20 protein-coding genes and 1 pseudogene are annotated in these 19,686 nt (G+C 73.9%); 6 read left to right on the top strand and 15 right to left on the bottom strand.

The window, feature by feature from the left end:
* Window positions 1–316: 316 nt before the first annotated feature.
* The 11 genes from DVA66_RS04700 to DVA66_RS04650 all read right to left on the bottom strand — a co-directional run bounded on the left by DVA66_RS04700 (window position 317) and on the right by DVA66_RS04650 (window position 12,982).
* Window positions 317–2,095 carry an ABC-F family ATP-binding cassette domain-containing protein gene (locus tag DVA66_RS04700; RefSeq protein WP_114559013.1) on the bottom strand — a complete coding sequence of 593 codons (1,779 nt, stop codon included), beginning with the start codon at window positions 2,093–2,095 and terminating at the stop codon, window positions 317–319.
* A gap of 13 nt (window positions 2,096–2,108) precedes the next feature.
* A complete protein-coding gene (gndA, locus tag DVA66_RS04695; protein WP_114559017.1) occupies window positions 2,109–3,584 on the bottom strand; it encodes an NADP-dependent phosphogluconate dehydrogenase in 1,476 nt (491 codons plus the stop codon).
* 85 nt (window positions 3,585–3,669) lie between these two features.
* Entirely contained in the window at window positions 3,670–4,434 is a 765-nt protein-coding gene (locus DVA66_RS04690; protein WP_114559012.1) for a DUF4191 domain-containing protein, read from the bottom strand.
* A gap of 46 nt (window positions 4,435–4,480) precedes the next feature.
* Window positions 4,481–5,407, bottom strand: a complete 927-nt coding sequence (gene lipA / locus DVA66_RS04685) for a lipoyl synthase (RefSeq protein WP_114559011.1) — start codon at window positions 5,405–5,407, stop codon at window positions 4,481–4,483.
* A gap of 52 nt (window positions 5,408–5,459) precedes the next feature.
* Window positions 5,460–6,188: a lipoyl(octanoyl) transferase LipB gene (gene lipB / locus DVA66_RS04680; RefSeq protein WP_232821759.1), complete on the bottom strand. Its 729-nt coding sequence runs from the start codon at window positions 6,186–6,188 to the stop codon at window positions 5,460–5,462.
* Window positions 6,185–6,706: a hypothetical protein gene (locus tag DVA66_RS04675; protein WP_114559010.1), complete on the bottom strand. Its 522-nt coding sequence runs from the start codon at window positions 6,704–6,706 to the stop codon at window positions 6,185–6,187. The genes lipB and DVA66_RS04675 overlap by 4 nt, the downstream gene beginning before the upstream one ends.
* An 88-nt stretch (window positions 6,707–6,794) precedes the next feature.
* Complete coding sequence (gene sucB / locus DVA66_RS04670; protein WP_114559009.1) at window positions 6,795–8,726, bottom strand: 2-oxoglutarate dehydrogenase, E2 component, dihydrolipoamide succinyltransferase; 1,932 nt, start codon at window positions 8,724–8,726, stop codon at window positions 6,795–6,797.
* 133 nt (window positions 8,727–8,859) lie between these two features.
* On the bottom strand, window positions 8,860–10,266 hold the full coding sequence (gene lpdA / locus DVA66_RS04665) for a dihydrolipoyl dehydrogenase (RefSeq protein WP_114559008.1): 1,407 nt from the start codon (window positions 10,264–10,266) through the stop codon (window positions 8,860–8,862).
* A 62-nt stretch (window positions 10,267–10,328) separates the two neighbouring features.
* Window positions 10,329–11,099 (bottom strand): enoyl-CoA hydratase, encoded by a 771-nt coding sequence (locus DVA66_RS04660; RefSeq protein WP_114559007.1) that lies wholly within the window; start codon window positions 11,097–11,099, stop codon window positions 10,329–10,331.
* 102 nt (window positions 11,100–11,201) lie between these two features.
* Complete coding sequence (locus tag DVA66_RS04655; protein ID WP_114559006.1) at window positions 11,202–11,855, bottom strand: CE1759 family FMN reductase; 654 nt, start codon at window positions 11,853–11,855, stop codon at window positions 11,202–11,204.
* Window positions 11,852–12,982, bottom strand: a complete 1,131-nt coding sequence (locus tag DVA66_RS04650) for an LLM class flavin-dependent oxidoreductase (RefSeq protein ID WP_114559005.1) — start codon at window positions 12,980–12,982, stop codon at window positions 11,852–11,854. Before DVA66_RS04650 ends, DVA66_RS04655 begins: the two co-directional genes overlap by 4 nt.
* A 133-nt stretch (window positions 12,983–13,115) precedes the next feature.
* Here DVA66_RS04650 and DVA66_RS04645 point away from each other — a divergent pair, with 133 nt between their 5' ends.
* Window positions 13,116–13,451 (top strand): hypothetical protein, encoded by a 336-nt coding sequence (locus tag DVA66_RS04645; RefSeq protein WP_232821758.1) that lies wholly within the window; start codon window positions 13,116–13,118, stop codon window positions 13,449–13,451.
* A gap of 18 nt (window positions 13,452–13,469) precedes the next feature.
* Here the strand turns inward: DVA66_RS04645 and DVA66_RS04640 are convergent, their stop codons facing one another.
* Window positions 13,470–14,975, bottom strand: a complete 1,506-nt coding sequence (locus tag DVA66_RS04640) for a leucyl aminopeptidase (RefSeq protein ID WP_114559004.1) — start codon at window positions 14,973–14,975, stop codon at window positions 13,470–13,472.
* A 159-nt stretch (window positions 14,976–15,134) separates the two neighbouring features.
* Here DVA66_RS04640 and gcvT point away from each other — a divergent pair, with 159 nt between their 5' ends.
* Window positions 15,135–16,241 (top strand): glycine cleavage system aminomethyltransferase GcvT, encoded by a 1,107-nt coding sequence (gene gcvT / locus DVA66_RS04635; RefSeq protein WP_232821757.1) that lies wholly within the window; start codon window positions 15,135–15,137, stop codon window positions 16,239–16,241.
* A 43-nt stretch (window positions 16,242–16,284) separates the two neighbouring features.
* Entirely contained in the window at window positions 16,285–16,692 is a 408-nt protein-coding gene (locus DVA66_RS04630) for a hypothetical protein (protein ID WP_114559003.1), read from the top strand.
* Window positions 16,693–16,701: 9 nt separating this feature from the next.
* Here the strand turns inward: DVA66_RS04630 and DVA66_RS04625 are convergent, their stop codons facing one another.
* Both DVA66_RS04625 and DVA66_RS04620 read right to left on the bottom strand, forming a co-directional pair.
* Window positions 16,702–16,914 carry a hypothetical protein gene (locus DVA66_RS04625; protein WP_114559002.1) on the bottom strand — a complete coding sequence of 71 codons (213 nt, stop codon included), beginning with the start codon at window positions 16,912–16,914 and terminating at the stop codon, window positions 16,702–16,704.
* 15 nt (window positions 16,915–16,929) lie between these two features.
* Window positions 16,930–17,613, bottom strand: coding sequence for a DUF3043 domain-containing protein (locus tag DVA66_RS04620; RefSeq protein ID WP_114559001.1), 684 nt, complete (start codon window positions 17,611–17,613; stop codon window positions 16,930–16,932).
* 187 nt (window positions 17,614–17,800) lie between these two features.
* On the opposite strand from DVA66_RS04620, the gene DVA66_RS04615 reads away from it, so the two are divergent.
* Both DVA66_RS04615 and pspAA read left to right on the top strand, forming a co-directional pair.
* Window positions 17,801–18,634: a PspA/IM30 family protein gene (locus DVA66_RS04615; protein WP_114559000.1), complete on the top strand. Its 834-nt coding sequence runs from the start codon at window positions 17,801–17,803 to the stop codon at window positions 18,632–18,634.
* Window positions 18,631–18,921, top strand: a complete 291-nt coding sequence (gene pspAA, locus DVA66_RS04610; RefSeq protein ID WP_114558999.1) for a PspA-associated protein PspAA — start codon at window positions 18,631–18,633, stop codon at window positions 18,919–18,921. The genes DVA66_RS04615 and pspAA overlap by 4 nt, the downstream gene beginning before the upstream one ends.
* Window positions 18,922–18,944: 23 nt before the next feature.
* Here pspAA and DVA66_RS04605 read toward each other — a convergent pair whose 3' ends face one another.
* Window positions 18,945–19,475, bottom strand: coding sequence for a YbaK/EbsC family protein (locus tag DVA66_RS04605; RefSeq protein ID WP_114558998.1), 531 nt, complete (start codon window positions 19,473–19,475; stop codon window positions 18,945–18,947).
* Between the two features lie 27 nt (window positions 19,476–19,502).
* On the opposite strand from DVA66_RS04605, the pseudogene DVA66_RS04600 reads away from it, so the two are divergent.
* Window positions 19,503–19,686: pseudogene (locus tag DVA66_RS04600) on the top strand (hypothetical protein); the annotation flags it as partial.

Raw genomic sequence — 19,686 nt, 5'->3', positions numbered from 1 at the left:
GCCGCCGTCAGCCCCGCCGTCGGAGACGCCCGGGACGCCGGCCGCGCCGCCGTCGGCAGGGCCCTCGGCGCCGGAGTCCGCACCGCCGTCGGCACCGCCGTCGGAGACGCCGGGCACGCCCGTGGCTCCGCCGTCGGCGGTGCCCTCGGCGCTGGGATCCAGGGTGCTGTCGCTCATGGGTCGCTCCTTCTCTGGTCGGGGGCCGGAGCCCCTGCCGCCCGGCGGGTGCCGGGTGATCCCGTCGGGATCTCTGCTGCACTTCCTACCCCATGCCACCGACGGACAACCGAGGGGGTCCTGCGGGTGGCCGACCGGGTCAGCCGACCGTCTCGGCGGCCTCCAGCCAGGCCTCCTCGAGCTCGTCGACGCGGGCCTGCACCTGCTGCAGCTCGGTGGTCAGGGCGGCCAGCCGGGGGTAGTCGCTGGCGGCTTCGCCCATCTGCTCGTGCAGCCGCTCGACCTCCTGCTGGGCGCGCGCGAGCTGGCTCTCGATCCGGGCCAGCTCCTTGGTCGCCTGCCGCCGCTCGGCCGCCGAGGTCCGCGGCGCGCCGGCGGCGTCCGGGGCGGGGGAGCGTCCGGCCTGCTGGGTCTCCTGGGCCCGCTGGCGGCGGTGCTCCAGGTACTGCTCGACGCCGCCGGGCAGCAGCACGCAGCGGCCGTCGCCCATCAGCGCGTAGGTGACGTCGCAGACCCGCTCGAGGAAGTAGCGGTCGTGGCTGACCACCAGCAGCGTCCCGCCCCAGCGGTCGAGGTGGTCCTCGATCACGGTGAGGGTGTCGATGTCGAGGTCGTTGGTGGGCTCGTCCAGCAGCAGCACGTTCGGCTCGGTGAGCAGCAGGCTGAGCAGCTGCAGCCGGCGCCGCTCCCCGCCGGAGAGCTCACCCAGCCGGGTGGTCAGCTTGTCGCCGGTGAAGCCGAACTCCTCCAGCAGCGAGGTCGTCGAGACCTCCCGCCCCGAGGCGGTGGTGGTGCGCACCCGGATCCGGTTGACCGAGTCGAGCACCCGGTCGGCCGGGTCGACCGGGACGACGTCCTGGGTGAGGTGGGCCAGCTGCAGGGTGCGCCCACGCTTGACGGTGCCCCGCTCGGGCTCGACCTCGCCGGCCAGCAGCCGCAGCAGGGTCGACTTGCCGGCCCCGTTGACGCCGACCAGCCCGATCCGCTGCCCGGGACCGATCGACCAGGACAGGTCGTCCAGCAGCACCCGGTCACCCACCGACACCCGCACCGAGTGCAGGTCGAAGACGTCCTTGCCGAGCCGGGTGACCGCGAACTGCTCCAGGGCCAGCCGGTCCCGCGGCGGGGGCTCGTCGGCGATCAGCTCGTTGGCGGCGTCGATGCGGAACTTCGGCTTGCTGGTGCGCGCCGGCGGCCCGCGGCGCAGCCAGGCCAGCTCCTTGCGCAGCAGGTTCTGCCGGCGCTCCTGGCTCGCCGCGGACTGCCGGGCCCGCTCGGCCCGGGCCAGCACGTAGGCGGCGTAACCGCCCTCGTAGGCGTCCACCCGGGCGTCGTGGACCTCCCAGATCCGGGTGCAGACCTCGTCGAGGAACCAGCGGTCGTGGGAGACCACCAGCATCGCGGTGCCGCGGGCGGCGAGGTGGCGCAGGTGCTCGGCGAGCCAGGCCACCGCCTCCACGTCCAGGTGGTTGGTCGGCTCGTCCAGCACCACCAGCTCGTGCCCGGCCAGCATCAGCCGGACCAGCGCGGTGCGGCGCCGCTCACCGCCGCTGAGCCGGTGCACCGGGGCGTCCAGGTCGACCTCGGCCAGCAGGTGCTCCACGATGCCGCGGGTGACCGCGTCGGCGGCCCACACGTGGTCGGGGCGACCGCCGACGATGACGTCGCGGACCGAGGCCTCGGAGTCGAAGTCGTCGGCCTGGTGCAGGTGCCCGACGGAGACCGAGCCGGTGCGGGTGACGGTGCCGGAGTCGGGTTCGCGCCGGCCGGTGAGCAGGTCGAGCAGGGTCGACTTGCCGTCGCCGTTGCGGCCCACCACGCCGATGACGTCGCCGGCGGCCAGCCCCAGGCTGACCCGGTCGAGCAGGGTGCGGGTGCCGTAGCCCTTGCTGATCGCCGAGGCGTTGAGCAGGTTCACCGCGGAGCCTCGCTCACCCGGCGGACACCTCCGAGCGGTCGCCGGACCACAGGGTGTGGAAGACGCCCTCGCGGTCGGTGCGGCGGTAGGTGTGGGCGCCGAAGAAGTCCCGCTGGCCCTGGATCAGCGCGGCGGGCAGGCGGTCCGACCGCAGGCCGTCGTAGTGGGCCAGCGCGGCGGAGAACCCGGGCACCGGGACGCCGGCCGCCACGGCCACCGACACCACCCGGCGCCAGGCGTCCTGGGCGTTGGTCAGCGCCTGCAGGAAGACCGGGGAGGTGAGCAGGGTGACCAGCTCCGGGTCGTCGCGGTAGGCCTCGGTGATCCGGTCGAGGAACTGGGCGCGGATGATGCAGCCGGCCCGCCAGATCCGGGCCACCTCGCCGCGGTCGATGTCCCAGCCGTGGGCCACCGCGCCGGCGGTGATCTCGTCGAAGCCCTGGGCGTAGGCGATGACCTTCGAGGCGTACAGCGCCAGCCGGACGTCCTCGACCAGGCGGGCCGGGTCGTCCACCGCGGCGCCCTCGCTGTCGGCGGCCGGCCCGGGCAGGTCGGCGCAGGCGGCGCGGACGTCGGACTGCGACGACAGGCTGCGGGCGAAGACGGCCTCGGCGATCCCCGAGACGGGGACGCCGAGGTCGAGCCCGGCCTTGACCGTCCACGACCCGGTGCCCTTCGCGCCGGCGGCGTCCACCACGACGTCGACCAGGGGCTTGCCGGTGGCGGCATCGGTGTGGCGCAGCACCTCGGCGGTGATCTCGATGAGGTAGGACTCCAGGTCGCCGGTGTTCCACTCGGCGAAGATGTCGGCGCACTGGGCCGGGGTGTAGCCGAGCAGCCGGCGGAGCAGGTCGTAGGCCTCGCCGATCAGCTGCATGTCGGCGTACTCGATGCCGTTGTGCACCATCTTGACGAAGTGCCCGGCGCCGTCGGTACCCACGTGGGTGACGCACGGCTCGCCCTGGGCGACGGCGGCGATGCTCTCCAGGATCGGCCCGAGGGTGGCGTAGGCCTCGGCAGTGCCGCCCGGCATCAGCGACGGCCCGTTCAGGGCGCCCTCCTCACCACCGGAGATGCCGCAGCCGACGAAGTTGATGCCGAGCGCGGACACCTTCGCCTCGCGGCGGATGGTGTCGGTGAACAGCGCGTTGCCGCCGTCGACGATGATGTCGCCCGGCTCGAACACCTCGCACAGCTCGTCGATCACCGCGTCGGTGCCGGCACCGGCCTGCACCATGATGATCGCGGTGCGGGGGGTGGTCAGGGAGGCCGCGAAGTCGGCGATCGAGTAGGAGGCGACGAACCCGGCCTCGGGGTGGTCGGCGACCAGGCGGTCGACCTTGGCGTCGGTGCGGTTGGTCACCGCCACCGTGTTGCCCTCGCGGGAGGCGAGGTTACGGGCCAGGTTGGAGCCCATCACCGCCAACCCGACGACCCCGATGTTCGCGGTCGGCTGGATCCGGTCGTGCGACGGCGTGATCTCGCTCATGGGCTTGGCCTCTCGGGTCGGGACGGCGCTGCGGCGCGGGTCGGGCACAGCCTGCCACCGGCGGGCCCGGGCGGGGGAGCGGGTCTCAGCGTCCGCGCATGCCCTGGCGGGCGCCCTTCATCGAGGTCGGCACCGGGCCCTTGGGCATCGGCAGCCGCGGCCGGACGGCGTCCAGGGCGCGGAGCCGGTTGCGCACCTCGGTGACCTGGTGGGACTCGATCGCCTTCGGCAGCTTGCGGATGTGCCGGTTGAGCTCGCGCAGCGGCACCTGGCCCTGCCCGTTGCCCATGACGATCGTGGTGACCGGGATGTTGTAGGCGACGTTCTCGTGCTTCTTCTGCTCACTCGCCAGCAGCTGGCGCAGCCGACCCGGCTCGCCCTCGCCGATCAGCACGATGCCGGCCGGTCCGAGCGTGCGGTGCACGGTGTCGGCGTGCTTGGTGGCGGTGATCACCGGCGTCGAGACCCACTTCTTCGGCAGCTGGGACAGCGCCACCTCCGCCGAGCCGGGCTGGCCCTCGTAGCGGATGTAGGTGCCGCGCTTGACCCGCTGCACCAGCACGATCATCGCCAGCATCAGCCCGACCATGAGCCCGAGGACCGGCAGCGTGAACCACTGCTCGAGCAGGATCCCGCCGACGGTGCCGAGGGTCGCCGGCACACCGAAGGCGGCGGCCAGCAGGAACGGCAGCTGCTTGTCGTGCTCGTGGGTGATCCGGTAGGCCTCGCGGATCTGGCGGATCCGGCCCATCTCGGCCGGGTTGGTGGTCGTCCGCTTCCGCTCGCGCTCAGCCTGCCGCGCCGCCTTCGCCTGCTGCCGCGCCGATGCCGCGCCGGCGTCCTTCGCCATCCTCAGCTCACCTCGTCCATCGCACTCGTCCCCGACCCTGCGTGTGTCAGGCCTGACGGGCCTCGACCGCCGAACGGTACAGCCTGCCGGCCCGGTAGGACGAGCGCACCAGCGGTCCGCTCATCACCCCGGCGTAGCCGATCTCCTTGGCCTCGGCCTCCATCTCCAGGAACTCCTCGGGACGCACCCACCGCTCCACCGGGTGGTGGCGGGGGCTGGGCCGCAGGTACTGGGTGATGGTGATGATCTCGGTGCCGGCGTCGTGCAGCTGGCGCAGGGCGTCGGAGACCTCCTCGCGGGTCTCGCCCATGCCGAGGATGAGGTTGCTCTTGGTCACCAGCCCGGCCTCCCGCGACCAGCGCAGGACGTCCAGCGAGCGCTCGAAGCGGAAGCCGGGGCGGATCCGCTTGAAGATCCGCGGCACCGTCTCCACGTTGTGGGCGAACACCTCCGGACGCGTCTCGAAGATCTGCTCGAGGTAGGGCCGGTGGCCGGTGAAGTCGGGGGCCAGCATCTCCACCCCGGTGCCGGGGTTGAGCTCCTTGATCTTGCGGATGGTCTCGGCGTAGAGCCAGGCGCCCTCGTCGGGCAGGTCGTCGCGGCAGACGCCGGTGACGGTGGCGTAGCGCAGACCCATCTTCTGCACCGACTCGGCCACCCGCAGCGGCTCACCGGCGTCGAAGTCGGCCGGCTTGCCGGTGTCGATCTGGCAGAAGTCGCAGCGTCGGGTGCACTGGTCGCCGCCGATGAGGAAGGTGGCCTCGCGGTCCTCCCAGCACTCGAAGATGTTGGGGCAGCCGGCCTCCTGGCAGACCGTGTGCAGGTCCTCGTCCTTGACCAGCTTCCGCAGCTCGCTGTACTCCGGCCCCATCCGCGCCGTGGTCTTGATCCATCCCGGCTTCTTCTCGATCGGGACCGCGGAGTTGCGGACCTCGAGGCGGAGCAGCTTGCGTCCTTCTGGGGCGATGGTCACCCGGTCAGACTACCCGCCGCGCCGGTGCGGCCAAGCCGGGCCGGACGGGCCCTCAGCGGGCGGTGGCGCTGAGCCCGTAGCTGATCTCCGGCTGCTCGGCGCGGGGCAGGTCGGGGCTGGGGGTGTAGGGCTCGAAGGCCAGCATCTCGGCCAGGTGCGGACGCACCAGCTCGGCGGCCTCGCGCACGCTCGGGCAGGCCTCCACGCCCAGCTCGGCGGCCACCGAGGTGACCCCGGCGTCGGTGATCCCGCAGGGGATGAAGGTGTCGAAGAAGGCCAGGTCGGGGGCCACGTTGAGGGAGAAGCCGTGCATGGTCGCACCGGAGGCGACCCGGATCCCGATGGCGGCGATCTTGCGCTCCTGGCGGGTGCCGTCGGCGGGCAGCCACACCCCGGAGCGGCCCTTGACCCGGCCGGTGGCCAGACCGATCCCGGCCAGCGCGCGGATCAGCGCCTCCTCGACGCGGCGCACGTAGTCGACCACCTTGACCGCCTCGGGCAGCGCGACGATCGGGTAGCCGACCAGCTGGCCCGGGCCGTGCCAGGTGATCTTGCCGCCGCGGTCGACGTCGACCACCGGCACCCCGTCGGCGGGACGCTCGTGCGGCTCGGTGCGGCGTCCGGCGGTGTAGACCGAGGGGTGCTCCAGCAGCAGCACCGTCCCCGCGGACCGCCCCTCCACCACGTCGGCGTGCACCCGGCGCTGCAGCTCCCAGGCCTGGGTGTACTCGGTCAGGGTGGCGGGGTCGTCGGCGAGGCCGACCAGTCGGAAGTCGATCACGCCTCGACCCTACTCCGGGGCCCGGGACGTCGGAGCAGGGCGAGCAGGTCGTCGGCGACGGCGGCCGTCGGCCGCGAGGCGTCCAGCGAGACGGCGCCGCGCTCGAGCATCCGTCGCTGCAGCCCGGCCCGGCCGGCGAGCACCTGCTGCTGCACCAGCGGGTCGCGGGTGGCGACCCGGGCGCGCTGGGTCTCCTCGTCGAGCTCGAGCAGGACGAGGGTGTCGAAGGCGTCGAGGACGTCCCACTGGTTGACCGCGATCCCGAGCAGGACGCCGTCACGGCCGAGATCGGCAGCCAGCCGGGTCACCGCCGTGGGGGACCAGGCCCACGAGCACCGGGCCAGCAGCTCCGGCGTCACCGGCAGCGACGCGTCACCGACCACCTCGCCGTCCTGGCCCGTCCAGGCGGCCAGGCCCTCGACCTCGTCGGCGTCGACGGCCCGCACCCCTCGGTGGAGCAGCTCGGCGGTCAGCGTCGACTTGCCCGCGCCGGGGTTGCCGCTGACCAGTACCGCCACGCCCGCATCGTCGCACGGGCGCCGCGGACCTGGGGGACGCACGACGGCCCCGGGGCGGGTGCCCCGAGGCCGTGCGGTGCGAGCAGGCTCAGCTGAGCTCGGAGGCGAAGTCGCCGCCCTCGAGCCGCTTCTTCAGCGCGCTGAGGAAGCGACCGGCGTCGGCGCCGTCGACCACGCGGTGGTCGTAGGTCATCGACAGGTACATCATGTCCCGGATCGCGATGGTCTCGCCGAGGTTCGGGTCGCTCAGCACGACCGGGCGCTTGACCAGCGCGCCGGTGCCCAGGATCGCCACCTGCGGCTGGTTGATGATCGGGGTGTCCATCAGGGTCCCGGTCGAGCCGTAGTTGGTGATCGTGAAGGTGCCGCCGGAGAGGTCGTCCGGGCTGAGCTTGTTGGTGCGGGTGCGCTCGGCCAGGTCGACGATCTTCTTGGCGATGCCGGCCAGGTTGAGGTCGCCCGCGTCCTTGATCACCGGGACCAGCAGGCCCTTCTCGGTGTCCACCGCGATGCCGATGTGCTCGGCGTTCGGGTACGTGATCGTGCCCGCCTCCGTGTCGACCGTGGCGTTGACGCCCGGGAACGCCTTGAGCGTCTCGGCCACCGCCTTGGTGATGAAGGGCAGGTAGGACAGCCGGGCGCCCTCGCGCTTGGCGAACTCGTCCTTGTGCTTGGCGCGCAGCCGCGAGATCGCGGTGAGGTCGACCTCGACGGTGGCGGTCAGCTGGGCGGAGATCTTCAGCGAGTCGACCATCCGGGTGGCGATGGTCTTGCGCAGCCGGCTCATCTTCTCCGTCGTGCCGCGCTTGTCGCTGACCTCCGGGGCGGCGGCCGCCGGGGCCGACGGCTGCGCGGCCGGGGCCTCGGCAGCAGGGGCTGCGGCGGGCTTCTTGGCCTCCTCGGCGGCGGCCAGCACGTCCTGCTTGCGGATCCGGCCGCCGACGCCGGTGCCGGTCACCGAGGACAGGTCGACACCGTGCTGGGAGGCCAGCTTGCGCACCAGCGGGGTCACGTAGGTCTCGGCGTCCCCACCGCCGGTGGCGCGCGGAGCGGCCTGCGGACGGTCGCCGCCGGACTGCTGGGCGGGACGGGCCTTCTCCTCCGGGGCCGGGGTCTCCTGCTGCTGCGGCGCGGCGGAGGCACCCTCGGAGGCGACCTGCTCGACCTTCGGCGCCTCGTCGGGGGCCGGGACGGGCTCCTGGCCGCCCTCGTCGCCGGCAGCGGTCTGCTCCTCGACCTCCTCGACCGGGGTGCCGGTGCCCTCGGCGGAGGACGGCTCCTCGGCGGCCGGCTGCTCCGGCGCCGGTGCGGCGTCCCCACCGGAGGTCTGGGAGGCGTCGCCGATGACGGCGAGCACGGCGCCGACCTCGACGGTCTCGTCCTCGGCGACCTTGATCTCCAGCAGGGTGCCGGCGACGGGGGAGGGGATCTCGGTGTCGACCTTGTCGGTGGAGACCTCCAGCAGGGCCTCGTCGGCCTCGACGGTGTCGCCCACCTGCTTCAGCCAGCGCGAGACGGTGCCCTCGGTGACGCTCTCGCCCAGGGCGGGCAGCTCGACGTTGGTGCCGCTGCCGCCGGCCGAGGAGGCGCTGGGCCGGGGCTGCTCCTGCTCGGCCAGGTCCGTCGCCTGCTCGGCCTGGGCCGGCTGCTGGCTCTGGGCGTCGGTGCCCTGCCCGCCGCTGGCGTCCTCCCGGGCGCCGGTCTGGTCGGCGACGGGCTGCTCGGCCTCTTCGGCCTCCGCCTGACCGCCCTGGTCACCGGCGTCGGACCCCGCCGCCTCGTCGGCGTCGCCGATGATCGCCAGGACGGCGCCGACCTCGACGGTCTCGTCCTCGGCGACCTTGATCTCCAGCAGGGTGCCGGCGACGGGGGAGGGGATCTCGGTGTCGACCTTGTCGGTGGAGACCTCCAGCAGGGCCTCGTCGGCCTCGACGGTGTCGCCCACCTCCTTGAGCCAGCGCGAGACGGTGCCTTCGGTGACGCTCTCGCCCAGGGCGGGAAGCGGGACTGACGTCGACATGATCTGGATGGATCCCTTCGAAGCTCGACCTAGGTGACGTGCCGCTCCGCCGGTCGGCGACGTCGGCACGTTCATCGGGCAGCCTAGCGTCTGCCCGCGGAGGCGGTGCGACGTGTCGAGACCCGCCCGCGGCTCACCCGTGGACGTGCAGCGGCTTGCCCGCCAGGGCCAGGTGGGCCTCGCCGAGCGCCTCGGACTGGGTGGGGTGGGCGTGCACCAGCGGGGCGACGTCCTCGGGCCAGGCCTCCCAGCCGACGACCAGCTGCGCCTCGGAGATGAGCTCGCTGACGCCGGCGCCGACCATGTGGACGCCCACCACCGGCCCGTCCGGCACCCGCACCAGCTGGACGAAGCCGGACGTGCCGCGGATCTGGGAGCGGCCGTTGCCGGTGAGGTCGTAGCGCACCGTCTGCACCTCGCCGTGGCGCTGCTCGGCCTGGGCCTGGGTGAGCCCGACCGAGGCCACCTCGGGGTCGCAGTAGGTGACGCGGGGGACGCGCTCGTCCCGCACCGGCTCGGGGGCGCGCTCCAGCAGCCCGCGGCCGAACGCGATCTCCTCGGCCACGAAGACGCCGTGGGCGAAGCCGCGGTGGGCCAGCTGCAGCCCGTGCACCACGTCGCCGACGGCCCACACCCCGGGCACCGGGGTGGCCAGCCGCTCGTCGGTGACGACGAACCCGCGCTCCAACGGCAGCCCCACCTCCTCCACGCCCAGCCCGGCGGTCACCGGTCCGCGGCCGACCGCGACCAGCAGCAGGTCGGCGCTGAGCGTGCGGTCGCCGGCCAGGGTGACCTCGACGCCGTCCGGGCCGACCCGGTGCGAGGTCACCGGGCTGCCGGTCAGCACCTCGATGCCGCGTCGGACGAAGGCCCGCTGCAGGGCCTGGCTGAGCGCCGGCTCCTCCCCGGGCAGCAGCCGCTCCAGGGCCTCCACCACGGTGACCTCGACCCCGAAGGAGCGCCAGGCCGAGGCGAGCTCGCAGCCGATCACCCCACCGCCGAGGACGACCGCCCGCTCCGGCAGCCGGTCCAGCCGCAGCGCGTGGTCGCTGGTCAGCACCCGCTGACCGTCCGGCTCCATCCCCGGCAGCGTGCGCGGCGCGGAGCCGGTGGCGACCACGACGTGCTCGGCCCGCAGCAGCCGGTCCCCGGCCCGGACGGCCACCCGGTCGCCGTCGCGCTCGAGCACCCCGCGGGCCGCCACCACCTCGATGCCGCGGGAGCGCACCAGCCCGGTCAGCCCGCGGAACAGCCGCTGCACCACACCGTCGGCGTAGGAGCGCACCCCGGGGACGTCCACCCCCTCGAGGCGGGCGGTGATGCCCACCTTCGCGCTGTCCCGCACCGCGTCGGCCACCTCCGCGGAGTGCAGCCAGGCCTTGGTGGGGATGCAGCCGCGGTGCAGGCAGGTGCCCCCCAGCTCGGCGGCCTCCACCAGCTGCACCCGCAGGCCGAGCTCGGCGGCCCGCAGCGCGCAGGCGTAACCCCCGCTGCCCCCACCGAGCACGACCAGGTCGACGACACCCTCCGGATCCGACATGGGCGGCATCCTCTCAGGTCGGGAGCGGGTGCCGCTCCGCCCGGCTCGCCCCCGGGGCCGCCTCAGCGGTGGCGGAAGGTTGGCGGACGCTTCTCGGTGAAGGCGCGCATCCCCTCGACGCGGTCCTCCAGCGCGAAGGTGGCGTGGAAGGCGGTCCGCTCGAACCGGACGCCCTCGCTCAGCGGGGTCTCGAAGGCGCGGTTGACCGCGGCCTTGGCCAGGTGGGTCACCGGGCGCGACATCGAGGCGATGGTGGCGGCCACCTCGGCGGCGACCTCGGCCAGCTGGTCGGCCGGCACCACCCGGGACACGAGCCCGGAGCGCTCGGCCTCCGCGGCGTCCATCATCCGCCCGGTGAGCACGAGGTCCATCGCCTTGGCCTTGCCGATCGCCCGGGTCAGCCGCTGCGAGCCGCCGATGCCGGGGATGGTGGCCAGGGTGATCTCGGGCTGGCCGAAGCGGGCGTCCTCGGCCGCGACCAGCACGTCGCAGAGCATCGCCAGCTCGCACCCGCCGCCGAGGGCGTAGCCGGCGACGGCGGCCACCAGCGGGGTGCGGACCAGGCTGAGGGCCTGCCAGGCGGCGGCGAGGTCCTGCTCCAGCACGTCGGCCAGGCCGAGCCCGACCATCTCCTTGATGTCGGCGCCGGCGGCGAAGGCGCGCTCGGACCCGGTGATCACCACCGCCCCGATCCCCGGGTCGGCGTCGGCGCTGGTGACGACCTCGACGACCTCGCGCATCATCGTCGAGCTCAGCGCGTTGAGCGCCTCGGGGCGGTTGAGGGTGACGGTGAGCACCCGGTCGGTGCGCGCGGTCAGGATGGTCTCGGGCATCGGACGACTCCTCTGCGGACGGCTCCGGGGGACGGGCCCCCGACCGCGATCATCCCAGCCCGGCCACCCCGCCGGCCGGTCGGGCCGACGGGGTGCGCGGGATCAGCGGCGGGCCTGGGCCAGCAGCTGCTCGAACGGGGTGAGCGCGGCCGTCCCCCCGGTCGGGCGGGGCTCGTCGACCGTCCGCCCGTCGGCGGCCCGGACGAAGGCGGCGAGCTCCGCACCGGCGCGGGCGACCCGCTCGGACAGGTCGTCCTCCGCCTCGCCCCGGCCGGCGAAGTCGCTCGTGGCGGCGACCACGCCGGTGGGGGTGGGGACGGCGCGCAGGTAGGCGAAGAGCGGACGCATCGCCTGGTCGAGGGCCAGCGAGTGCCGGGCCGACCCGGCGGTGGCGCCGAGCAGCACCGGCTTGCCGGCCAGCAGACCCGGCTCGAGCAGGTCGAGGAAGGTCTTGAACAGCCCCGAGTAGGACGCGGTGAAGATCGGCGAGACCGCGACCACCCCGTCCGCGGCGGCCAACGAGGTCTGCACCTGCTCCAGCCGCTCCGACGGGACGCCGGTGAGCAGCTGGTCGGTGAGGTCGTGGGCCAGCTCGCGCAGCTCGACGGTCTCGATGGTGACGGTGTCGCCCGCCTCGGTTAGGGCGGCGCTGGCCGAGGCCGCCAGGCGGTCGGCCAGCAGCCGTGTGGAGGACGGGGTGGACAGCCCCGCCGAGACCACGACGAGGGAGCGGTGGCGCTCGGGACGGGTGGTCATCGGATCTCCTGCAGGTGACGCTCGTGCGGACGGACGTGGGCGTTGGGGGAGTCCTCGCCGGCCTCGCGGAGGCTGGCGTGGGTGGGCGGGTCGGAGGGCACCCCGGCCGGGCGGCGGGCCTCGAACTCACGGCGCAGCACCGGCACGACGCGCTCGCCGAGCAGCTCGACCTGGTGCAGCACCTCGGCCAGCGGCAGCCCGGCGTGGTCGATGAGGAACAGCTGGCGCTGGTAGTCACCGGCGTAGTCGGCGAAGGTCAGCGTCTTCTCCACCACCTGGTCGGGGGTGCCGACGGTCAGCGGGGTCTGCCGGCTGAACTCCTCCAGCGACGGGCCGCCGCCGTAGACCGGGGCGGAGTCGAAGTAGGGCCGGAAGTGGCGGACGGCGTCCTGGCTGCGCTCGGCCATGAAGACCTGCCCACCCAGACCGACGATCGCGGTCGCGGCCGGGCCGTGGCCGTAGGCCTCGTAGCGCTCCCGGTACAGCTGCACCATCTGACGGGTGTGGCTGGCCGGCCAGAAGATGTTGTTGTGGAAGAAGCCGTCGCCGTAGAAGGCGGCCTGCTCGGCGATCTCGGTGCTGCGGATCGAGCCGTGCCAGACGAACGGCGGGACGCCGTCCAGCGGGCGCGGGGTGGAGGTGAAGCCCTGCAGCGGGCTGCGGAACCGCCCCTGCCAGTCGACCACGTCCTCGCGCCACAGCCGGCGCAGCAGGTCGTAGTTCTCCAGCGCGAGGTTGATGCCCTGGCGGATGTCCTGGCCGAACCACGGGTAGACCGGTCCCGTGTTGCCCCGGCCCATCATCAGGTCGACACGGCCGCCGGCCAGGTGCTGCAGCATCGCGTAGTCCTCGGCGATCTTCACCGGGTCGTTGGTGGTGATCAGCGTGGTCGAGGTGGACAGCAGCAGCCGCTCGGTGCGGGCGGCGATCCAGCCGAGCATCGTGGTGGGGGAGGACGGCACGAACGGCGGGTTGTGGTGCTCGCCGGTGGCGAAGACGTCCAGACCCACCTCCTCGGCCTTGAGCGCGATCGCGGTCATCGCCTGGATCCGCTCGGCCTCCGACGGCGTGCGGCCGGTGGTGGGGTCGGGGGTGACGTCCCCGACGCTGAAGATCCCGAACTGCATGACCTGCTCCCCTCGGAAGTTGACGATTCAATCATCCTCGTCAACACGTGGCGCCGGTGGCTATTCCCCGCCGCGGCCGGTGGTCGCGCGCTGCTCCCTGGCGCAGGTGCGGGGCGGGGACATAATGGCGCTCATGGGCATCCTCTCCAGGCTCCGCGGCCGGGCACGGCAGCGCGGGTCCGTCGCCGGGCGTCCGGGGACGCCGGTCAGCGACCTGACCACCCGCCACCTGACCGAGTTCGCCAGCAGCCGGCGCGGGGTGGAGGCCTGGATCGAGCCGCCCACCGCGGTGACCGGGGCCAGCCTGCTGCTGGTCGCCGCGGACGGGGAGTGGACCCGGCGCACCATCCCCTCGGCCTCCTGGGGCCACAAGTTCGCCGAGCACCTGCAGATGCCCGGCTACGACGCCGGTGTGGTCAGCTACCCGCAGCGGATGCGGGACTGGAACAGCCGCCAGAAGCGGGGCTGACCGGCACCGGCGCCGCGCTCAGGCGAGCGAACGCGCCAGCTGCACCAGCGTGCGCACCGCGGCCCCGGTGCCGCCCTCGGGGACGTGGCCCCACGGCTTGCCGCTGTTGAACGCCGGTCCGGCGATGTCGAGGTGGGCCCACGGGGTGCCCTCGGCGACGAAGCGCTCGAGGAAGGCGGCCGCGCTCATCGCCCCGCCCAGACGTCCGCCGCTGGACTTCACGTCGGCCACCGAGGAGTCCAGGCCCTCGCGGAACTGGTCGGTCAGCGGCAGCTCCCAGAACTCCTCACCGGTGACCTCGGCGGCATCCAGCACCCGGGCCACGGCCTCGTCGTCGTTGCTCATCACCCCGGCGATCCGGTCGCCGAGGGCGACCATGCACGCCCCGGTCAGGGTGGCCACGTCGAGCACCAGGTCGGGCTCGTCCTCCTGGCTGCGGGCCAGCGCGTCGGCCATCACCAGACGTCCCTCGGCGTCGGTGTTGGCGTTCTCGACGGTGGTGCCGCCGTAGATGGTCAGCACGTCCGACGGCCGGTAGGCCGAGGAGGAGGGCAGGTTCTCCGCCATCGCGGCGTAGCAGGTGATGGCCACCTTGAGCCCGAGGTCGGCGACCGCCCGGGTGGCGGCGAGCACCGCCGCCGCGCCGGCCATGTCGCACTTCATGGTGTACATGCTGTCGCCGGGCTTGAGGTTGAGACCGCCGGAGTCGAAGGTGATGCCCTTGCCGACCAGCACCAGGTGGGTGGTCGCACCGCGGGGGCGGTAGCTGAGCCGCACCAGCCGCGGCCCGCGCGCCGAGCCGCCGCCGACGGCCAGCAGGCCGCCGTAGCCGCCCTTGGTGAGCGCGGCCTCGTCCAGCACCTCGACCGCGAGCCTGGTGCCGCGGGCCAGTGCCCGGGCCTCCTCGGCGAAGGTCTCGGGGTAGAGCAGGTTGGGCGGCAGGTTGACCCAGTGCCGGGCCCGCAGCACCGCCTGGCAGACGACGCCGACCAGCTCGGCCAGCTCGCCGGCCCGGCGACCGAGGTCGGCCACCACGGTCACCGAGCGGACGGCGGCCGGGTCGGGGTCGTCGGAGCTGATCGGCTGGTGGCGGTAGCTGCCCAGCAGTGCGCCCTCGGCCACCGCCTGCGCGGTCTCGGCCTCGGCGGTGCCGAGGTCGAGCGTGACCGCCGCCCCGCCGTCGATGCCCAGCCCCGCGACGGTGCGCAGCGCCGACCCGGCGGCCCGGCGCAGCACCTCCGGGGTGACCCGCTCGACCGGGCCGAGCCCGACCACGGCCAGCGGCGCCGCCGACTCGGCGGCCGGGACGAGGGTGACCTGCCCGACGCCGGTGCGCGCCCCCAGCTCGGTGGCGAGGTCGACGAGCGGACGTCCGAACCGCTTGGCCGTGGCGGCGACCAGACCCTTGTCCGCGCCGACCAGCTGCGGGCCGTCGGCGGCCTCCACCAGGCCGACCACGAGGACGTCGCTGCTCCGCGGTGGTGTGGCGCTGAGCTGCAGCTGCGGGATGGCGGGTGCGGTCACGTCGGTCTCTCCTTCAGCGTGGGTGGCGCCCGGCGGGCGTGGAGGTGGTCAGCGTAGTGCGCCGCCGCGGCGAGGACGACCGGCTCGCGACCCGTCGGTGGGCGGGACCGCCCTGCTACGGTCGGCGGGCCCGATGGTCGCGCAGGAGGAGGGGTGCTCGTGGCCGAGCCGGAGCTGAGGACGTCACCGCTGCACGCCGAGCACGAGCGGCTCGGGGCACGCTTCGCACCCTTCGGGGGCTGGTCGATGCCGCTGGAGTACGCCGGTGCGGGGGTGCTGGCCGAGCACACGGCCGTGCGCACCCAGGTGGGGGTCTTCGACGTCTCCCACCTCGGCAAGGTCCGGGTGCGGGGGAGCGGTGCGGTGGCGCTGCTCGACCGCTGCCTCACCAACGACCTCGGCCGGATCGGGGCGGGGCAGGCCCAGTACACGCTGCTGTGCACCGAGGACGGCGGGGTGGTCGACGACCTCATCGTCTACCGCCACGGCGACGACGACCTGCTGCTGGTGCCGAACGCGGCCAACAGCGCCGCGGTGGTGCAGGTGCTGCGCGGGGTCGCCGGCGGAGCCGTCGAGGTGGTCGACCAGCACACCGACCTCGCGGTGCTGGCCGTCCAGGGCACCCGCTCGGACGAGGTGCTGGGCACCGCCGGGCTGCCGGTCGGCCACGACTACATGTCCTTCGTCACCGCCGAGCTGGACGGGGTAGGGCTGACCGTCTGCCGCACCGGCTACACCGGCGAGCGCGGGTACGAGCTGGTGGTGCCCGCCGGGGCGGCGGTGGCGGTCTGGCAGCGGCTGCGGGAGGCCGGCGAGCCGTACGGGCTGCAGCCGGCCGGGCTGGCGGCCCGCGACACCCTGCGCACCGAGATGGGCTACCCGTTGCACGGCCACGAGCTCGGCCCCGACATCACCCCGGTGCAGGCGGGTCTGGGCTGGGCGGTCGGCTGGGCCAAGCCGGAGTTCCTGGGCCATCGGGCGCTGCGGGAGGAGAAGGAGCGCGGGCCGGCCCGCCGGCTGCGCGGTCTGCTGGCCCGTGGGCGCGGCATCCCGAGGCCCGGGATGCGGGTGCTGGCCAGTGGCCGCGACGTCGGCGAGGTGACCTCCGGCACCTTCAGCCCCACCCTGAAGACCGGGATCGCGCTCGCCCTGCTCGAGCCCGCCGTCACCCCCGACACCGAGGTCGAGGTGCAGGTGCGCCGGCGCAGCGAGCCGTTCGTCGTGGTCAAGCCGCCGTTCGTGCGTCCGAGCACCCGCGAGCACTGACACCGCCGCCGAGCGGCCGGCGGCCGGGGCGCACACTGGGAGGGTGCGCTGGTGGCCACGGCAGCGGGGTCAGGACCGGCGGGAGCAGGCGTCCGCCCTCCCGCCGCTGGATCTCGGCTGGGACCTGGACGCGGACGCCCGCGAGCTCGAGCTGCGGCGCACCACCCTGCTGATGAGCCGGCTGCAGGTGCTGCAGGCCCGCCGGGTGCCGTTGCGGGTGCTCAGCGCCTCCCCGGTGAGCGGGGTGGCCCGGCTCGGGTTCGCCGACGGCACCGCCCTGCTGGTCCGGGTCATCCGGCGCGGGGACACGCTGGCCACGGCGGTCCTGGTGCGGCGGCGCTCGGTGCGGCTGTGCCGCTACTGGCAGGACGTGGACGGTCCGCGCGCCCTCCTGGCCTGGGACGAGCACCGGCTCGAGGTGCTCGTCACCGGCGTCGACCAGCCGGACTGACGCGGCGGGTCAGTCCGCGGTGAGGCCCATCGGGCCGTAGACCAGCCGGTCGTCCTCGAACAGGCTGACCTCGAGCACGCCGGCCTCGAGCAGCTCCGGCCACACCTCCGAGACCCAGGCCTCGGCGTCGGCGCGGGTGGGGAAGACGGTGCGGCCGCCGGCCTCGACGAAACCGGGTGTCGCCTCCGGCAGCGCCTGCCAGTGCCAGCCTCCCGCCGTCATCGCCCCGTTCTCGTGTCAGTAGGACTCGCCGCGCTTGACCTGCGGCTTGGGCAGCCGCATCCGGCGCAGCTGGATCATCCGGTTCATCCCGTAGATGCGCAGCCCCTTCTCCAGGGCGATGCCGCGCTCGGCCGCGATCCGCTTGTAGGCCCGCCACATCCGCACGAAGTCGAGGATCACCAGCAGGATGAAGAGGTACATGCCGATGGTGGAGTAGAGCACGACCTGGGGCAGCGCGGTCTGCAGGAAGGTGGCGAGCACGATCAGCAGCAGCACCGGCAGCAGCACCTCGCCGAGGCTGAAGCGGGCGTCGACGTGGTCGCGCATCAACACCTTCGCCGCGGTCGCGTCGCGGGCGGCCATCTGCTCCATCCGGGTGCGCCGGTTGGCCTCGGCCGCGCGGCGGCGGGCCTCCTTCTTGCTGATGCTCGGGTTGAGCCGCTCCCGCCGGGCCGCCTCGGCCTCGCGCCGGGTCGGGGTAGGCCGGTTCTTGCGGGTCCGGGTCTCGGTGCCCTCGGCCGCGGGTGTCCCGGCCGATGTGGGCGTCGCGGCCGAGGCCGTCGGTTGAGCGGCCGCGGACGCGGCCGGCTCCCGCCGTGGGGTCGTCGCGGACCGCGGGCGCGGCTGCTCCGGGGTCTGCTCGGTCCCCTCGGGGTCGCGCCTGCCCTCGCCGGGCTTGTAGGGGCGGAAGAGTGCCACGCCTCACCTCAGTCGTCACCGTCGGCCCCGAACGGTCCGGGGCAGGGCGTCATCCTCTCAGGGTTGAGCCCCCATTTCCCAATCCCGGCCCTGAATTCGCCGGCCTCGGGTGCCCGCACGGAGCCGGTGCGCCTACATTGGACGTCACCGGCAACGACCATGCGTCCAGGAAGGACCAGCTGAAGCGATGAGCGGCATTTTCCAGCGCCTGTCCACCATCTTCCGTGCCAAGGCCGACAAGGCCCTGGACCGGGCGGAGGACCCGCGCGAGACCCTGGACTACTCCTACCAGCGTCAGCTCCAGCTGCTGCAGAAGGTGCGTCGTGGGGTGGCCGACGTGGCCACCAGCCGCAAGCGCGTCGAGCTGCAGGCCACCCAGCTGAACACCCAGGTCGAGAAGCTCAACACCCAGGCCCAGCGGGCGCTGGAGGCTGGCCGGGAGGACCTGGCGCGAGAGGCGCTGACCCGCAAGTCCGGGCTGACCCAGCAGATCAGCGACCTGCAGGTGCAGCACGAGCAGCTGCAGGGCGAGGAGGAGAAGCTGGTGCGGGCCAGCCAGCGCCTGCAGGCCAAGGTGGACGCCTTCCGCACCCGCAAGGAGACCATCAAGGCCACCTACTCCGCGGCCGAGGCCCAGACCCGGATCAACGAGGCGTTCAGCGGGATCGGGGAGGAGATGGGCGACGTCGGCCTGGCCATCCAGCGCGCGGAGGACAAGACCGCTGAGATGCAGGCCCGCGCCGGGGCGATGGACGAGCTGCTGGCCAGCGGTGCGCTGGAGGACGCCACCGCCACCGGCCCCAGCGACGACATCAGCCGCGAGCTGGACGCGCTCGCCTCCACCTCCCAGGTCGAGGACGAGCTCACCCGGATGAAGGCCTCGCTCGGCACCGGCCGGGCCGCCTCCGCGCCGGCGATCGAGAACACCGCCCAGCCGACGCAGGCCGCGCCGGCCCCGCAGGGCTACGAGACCTACCAGGCCCCCAACGGCCAGCCCAACGGGCAGGAGGGGCTGCGATGATCGTGCGGATCCTCAACGAGGGCCAGTGGACGCTGGACGACGAGGCCTTCGCCTCGCTCAACGCGCACGACGACCAGATCGAGGAGGCCGTCGACAGCGGTGACGAGGTGCTGCTGACCCGGGCGCTGACCGCGCTGCTGGACGAGGTCCGCAGCCGCGGCACGGCCGTCCCGGACGACTCGCTGGCCGACTCCGACCTCATCCTCCCCGACGCCGAGGCGACGCTGGAGGAGGTCCGGGAGTGGCTCGCTGACAACAGCGCCGGAGAGGGTCTCGTCCCGGGCTGAGTCACCGGTCCGGACGCACGTGGTCAGAGGGCGAGCTGCAGCACCGTCGCGGTGGGCAGCTCGCCCATCACGTGTCCGGGGACGAACAGCTTCGAGCGGCGCACACCCGAGCCGATGCACACCTCCGGCTCGGTCACGACCCCTTCGTCGACCAGCACCGGCCAGCCGGCGGGCAGCCCGACCGGGGTGATCCCGCCGTACTCCATGCCCGAGGCGGCGGTCGCCTCCTCCGAGGCGGTGAAGCTGATCTTGCGGACGTCGAGGTGGCGGCGCACCACGTTGTTGATGTCGGCGCGCCGGCTGGCCTGCACCAGCACCGCGGCCGGCCGCAGCTCACCGGCCCGCTTCCCTGTGACCAGCACGCAGTTGGCCGAGGCCTCCAGCGGCAGGTCGAAGGCCCGGCACAGGGCCTCGGTGTCGGCGAGCGCGGGGTCGATCTCGGCGACCTCGAACAGCGCCGCGGTGTCGGCCGGCAGGTCGGCCAGGGCCTGGCGGACGGGCTCGGCCAGCAGGTCGGGGCGCTTGGTGGCGGGTTCACGGTGCAGGGTGCTCACCGGGGCGTTTCTACCCGAGGTGGGAGCATGTCGCCCATGCGGGTGCTGATCGCCACCGACCAGGCCGGCGGCCACACCGCCTCAGAGGTGTCGGCCGCGGTGGCCCGCGGCTGGGCGTCCGGCGCTCCGGGCACCGCGCTGGCCGTGGTCGGGCTGGCCGAGGGCGGCGAGGGCTGGCTGCGCGCGGCGGCCCGGCTGTGGTCGGCCGACG

This window comes from Desertihabitans aurantiacus, from assembly GCF_003344635.1.
GTDB classification, from domain to species: Bacteria; Actinomycetota; Actinomycetes; order Propionibacteriales; family Propionibacteriaceae; genus Desertihabitans; species Desertihabitans aurantiacus.
The sequence above is the reverse complement of the archived record's forward strand: the minus strand, read 5'-3'. Positions and strand labels throughout refer to the sequence as shown.

Excerpts from the sequence above, each read along its gene's own strand:
- DVA66_RS04625 (WP_114559002.1), bottom strand. The coding sequence starts at position 16,914 with ATGACGGCGGGAGGCTGGCACTGGCAGGCGCTGCCGGAGGCGACACCC.
- lpdA (WP_114559008.1), bottom strand. The coding sequence starts at position 10,266 with ATGTCGGATCCGGAGGGTGTCGTCGACCTGGTCGTGCTCGGTGGGGGC.
- pspAA (WP_114558999.1), top strand. The coding sequence starts at position 18,631 with ATGATCGTGCGGATCCTCAACGAGGGCCAGTGGACGCTGGACGACGAG.
- DVA66_RS04660 (WP_114559007.1), bottom strand. The coding sequence starts at position 11,099 with ATGCCCGAGACCATCCTGACCGCGCGCACCGACCGGGTGCTCACCGTC.
- DVA66_RS04615 (WP_114559000.1), top strand. The coding sequence starts at position 17,801 with ATGAGCGGCATTTTCCAGCGCCTGTCCACCATCTTCCGTGCCAAGGCC.
- DVA66_RS04650 (WP_114559005.1), bottom strand. The coding sequence starts at position 12,982 with ATGCAGTTCGGGATCTTCAGCGTCGGGGACGTCACCCCCGACCCCACC.
- DVA66_RS04655 (WP_114559006.1), bottom strand. The coding sequence starts at position 11,855 with ATGACCACCCGTCCCGAGCGCCACCGCTCCCTCGTCGTGGTCTCGGCG.
- gndA (WP_114559017.1), bottom strand. The coding sequence starts at position 3,584 with ATGAGCGAGATCACGCCGTCGCACGACCGGATCCAGCCGACCGCGAAC.
- sucB (WP_114559009.1), bottom strand. The coding sequence starts at position 8,726 with ATGTCGACGTCAGTCCCGCTTCCCGCCCTGGGCGAGAGCGTCACCGAA.
- DVA66_RS04690 (WP_114559012.1), bottom strand. The coding sequence starts at position 4,434 with ATGGCGAAGGACGCCGGCGCGGCATCGGCGCGGCAGCAGGCGAAGGCG.
- DVA66_RS04645 (WP_232821758.1), top strand. The coding sequence starts at position 13,116 with ATGGGCATCCTCTCCAGGCTCCGCGGCCGGGCACGGCAGCGCGGGTCC.